Below are 2856 nucleotides of genomic sequence, written 5' to 3' on the forward strand. Positions count from 1 at the left end.
CGCCTGCCGGGCGGCGGCCACCTGTGTCTGCCGGGCGGCGGCTTCGAGGTCCTGAACGCGGTTCTCCGCCTCCCAGACCGCAACGGCTTCCTTGCTCGCGCCGGACGCCTCCAGGCGCAGCCGGTCCACCGTCCGCCGGGCGGCCGTGAGCTTCTTCGAGTGGGCGGCTACCGGGGCGGTAGCCTGGTCAGTGATCTGAGCGGGCATGTCGAGTGCCTTCCGCTTGGGTCGAAGGCCATCCAGTGCCCCAAGCACTGGGTGGCCGCTTTGCTGTTATCAGGCGCCCTTAGCGCGCCAGGCCCGGATCGTGCCCCTCGCCAGCGCGGTGAGCTGCCCGATCCGACGTTCCGAGACCTCCACCGTGAGCGCGTCCAGAACCAGAGGCCGCAACTCCGAGTCGATCTGATCCAGTCGGGCCAGGAGCCGGATGCGCTCCTGCCCCAGGGGCGTGAGCGCCGCTTCGGCGTCCGCCCGCATCTCTGCCGGTGTTTTCTGTGCCATGCGGTACAACATAGACCACACGGCTGGGGTTGTACAACCTTCCGGTACAGACACGCCTCCGGCGGCCCGTCCGGGGGGCCACCAGTCCCAGAGGGGCCGGGGACCGTGGACATCTGCGGGCCGGTGGGGGTGACGGGGGTCGTGGGGGTCCCTCCGGCCTGACCGGCACCGAAGGCCAGCACACCGCCCGCCGGGCCGCCAAGGACGCCTACGGCGCCGCTACGCGGTCGGGCAAGCCCGATCCTTAGCACCCCGACGACCGGCGCGCTCTGGGGCAAGCCCTGCCGCCCAGACCGGAGGGACCCCCACTCAGCCCCTCCCGTGCGAAAAACGGGGTCGGCCGGGGCCGCCACGCACCCTCGGCCCGGTCCGCCGGCCAAACCGCACGGCAGGCGGACCTCACGACGCCCGAGCACGACGCCGACAGGCCGCCGTACGGGACCGGCCGTCAGGCGTCCCCGCCCAGTTCCCCACGCCACCACGCATCGGCATCGGCCCGCATCTCCGCCACGTCCGAGCAGTCGGCACACAGGCAGTCGCCCGGACACCTCACCGGTAGCCACGGCGCCCCGTACTCCCGCGTCGGCCTGGACCCGCTCGCAATGTCATCGCTCTCGCTCATGTCCGGCTCAACGAGCACCAGGACCAGGAGCCACGAATCCCCACACCCTTGCATCACGACCCGACGGACCCCGATCGACGACGAGCACCAGGACGACGAGCACGACCAGGAGCACGACGAGCACCAGGACCACGACCCAGGAACGGGCACACCTCTTGCACTCCGGCGGCCCGGCGGTCGGGGGTTGCACCGGGAGACGCCTCTACCGGGTGCTGCACAGGTGCACCGGGAGGGGGACCGGGACCACTGCCGGAGGTGTGAGCCCCCCTCCGGCAAGCCTGGGCTTGCCCAGGGCGTTGACCTGCGGGCATCACCCGGCGGGCAAGCCTCCCCCGCCGCCGACACCTCTTCTGCAGCCAGTCAGAAGAGGTCCCGATCCATCCCGGCCGGGGCCGCGACGAATCCGCGGGCCGGGTCCGCCGGCCAAACCGCACGGCAGGCGGACCTCACGACCGAGCCGCCTCACGACGGACCTCCCGGCGGAACCGGGCCACCTCCACTTCAAGGGCCGCCCGGCGCACGAGCGTCGGCCCGCAGTACGCCGCCACCAGCGGCCCGTACGCGATCACCACCGTCCACCACAGCCCGACCAGCTCTCTCGCGATCAGCACCAGACCGATCAGCAGCACCACCGCCAAGGCCACCGCCAGGCTGTCCCGCTCCGCACGCTCCACGTCGTCCACCGCGACCCCCGTCGCCTCTGTGATCAAGGAATCGCCCACCGTAACCGGCGCCTGTGACAGGCGACATGGGGTTTCGTACTCAGACGACAGGCCGCCGTACGGGACCGGCCGCCAGACGCGCAGGAGCCCCCCACCGGCCGGTGGGGGGCTCCGCGTTGCCCAGGGGTCAGGGATGCCCGGAGAGGCTAGACCCCGGCAGCACCACCATCGGGACGCCCACCATGGCCGCCACGGTCGCGGTCGGCGTCCCGCACGTCGTGCAGGCGCCCGGCCGGGCCGAGACCCCCGACCCCGCCGCCGCCAGCAGCTCGAACATCCGCAGGACTTTTGCGCACTCCTGGCACCCCAGCGGGCCCGGCCCCGCCTCCGGCAGGACCTCGATCCGCCCGATCACTCCGTCATCGCTCATGAGCTGCCAACGACTCACCCCGCCCCCAGGCACGACCACGAGCCCCCACACCTATGCATCACGACCAGTCGGCACCGCCCTCGCTCTCGTCGTGAGCGCGGCGGTCGTCGTCCATCTCGGCAGCCAGGCATGGCGAGCACATGCAGCCGTACGCGTCGACGTCGTCGTGCTCCTGGTGCTCGTGCTCGACCGGCCGCTGCGGCAGACGGCCGGTGACCGGCAGGTAGGGCGCCCCGTACTCCGGAGTCGGTGAAGACGTACTCATGCACGCAGAGCACCACGCCCAGGAGCACGACGCGCCGAGCCACACCGGCCATCACCACGACGAGCGACGAGCACGAGCACCAGGACGACGAGCACGACCAGGAGCACGACGAGCACCAGGACCACGACCCAGGAACGGGACACCTCTTGCACTCCGCCGCCCGGCCGCAGAATCGGTGCATGAGTACGCGCCGCCCGCTGGGCACCGGACCGACGACGAGCACGACCAGGAGCACGACCGCCCCTCGGCTGCTGCCGATCGAGCGGGCCGACCCGGGCCCACTCCTGGGGACTCCGGGCGACGTCGAACTGCCCGACGCGGGGCGCCGGCGGATTCTCGGATCGGGCGGCGCCGCCTCCCCGGCCGGGGCCGACCC

General features: G+C 72.3%; 6 protein-coding genes. 1 reads left to right on the plus strand and 5 read right to left on the minus strand.

Annotated features, from left to right (window positions below; all coding sequences use genetic code 11):
- From ACZ3J7_RS40935 to ACZ3J7_RS40955, 5 genes are all read right to left on the minus strand, one after another.
- Positions 1-207, minus strand: a 207-nt coding sequence (locus tag ACZ3J7_RS40935; protein ID WP_465628482.1) for a hypothetical protein, incomplete at its 3' end; no start/stop codon positions are given.
- 69 nt (positions 208-276) lie between these two features.
- On the minus strand, positions 277-501 hold the full coding sequence (locus tag ACZ3J7_RS40940; protein ID WP_465628484.1) for a hypothetical protein: 225 nt from the start codon (positions 499-501) through the stop codon (positions 277-279).
- Positions 502-1569: 1068 nt separating this feature from the next.
- Positions 1570-1806, minus strand: a complete 237-nt coding sequence (locus ACZ3J7_RS40945; protein ID WP_465628486.1) for a hypothetical protein — start codon at positions 1804-1806, stop codon at positions 1570-1572.
- A 166-nt stretch (positions 1807-1972) separates the two neighbouring features.
- Complete coding sequence (locus ACZ3J7_RS40950) at positions 1973-2215, minus strand: hypothetical protein (protein WP_465628487.1); 243 nt, start codon at positions 2213-2215, stop codon at positions 1973-1975.
- A gap of 58 nt (positions 2216-2273) precedes the next feature.
- Positions 2274-2480 (minus strand): hypothetical protein, encoded by a 207-nt coding sequence (locus ACZ3J7_RS40955; RefSeq protein ID WP_465628489.1) that lies wholly within the window; start codon positions 2478-2480, stop codon positions 2274-2276.
- A gap of 179 nt (positions 2481-2659) precedes the next feature.
- On the opposite strand from ACZ3J7_RS40955, the gene ACZ3J7_RS40960 reads away from it, so the two are divergent.
- Positions 2660-2856: hypothetical protein (locus tag ACZ3J7_RS40960; protein ID WP_465628491.1), on the plus strand; the 197-nt coding region annotated here is incomplete at its 3' end.

This window comes from Kitasatospora sp. NPDC015121 (genome assembly GCF_055562955.1).

Bases quoted from the DNA above. Each gene is read 5' to 3' on its own strand.
- ACZ3J7_RS40950 (WP_465628487.1), bottom strand. From the start codon at position 2,215: ATGAGCGATGACGGAGTGATCGGGCGGATCGAGGTCCTGCCGGAGGCG.
- ACZ3J7_RS40955 (WP_465628489.1), bottom strand. From the start codon at position 2,480: ATGAGTACGTCTTCACCGACTCCGGAGTACGGGGCGCCCTACCTGCCG.
- ACZ3J7_RS40940 (WP_465628484.1), bottom strand. From the start codon at position 501: ATGGCACAGAAAACACCGGCAGAGATGCGGGCGGACGCCGAAGCGGCG.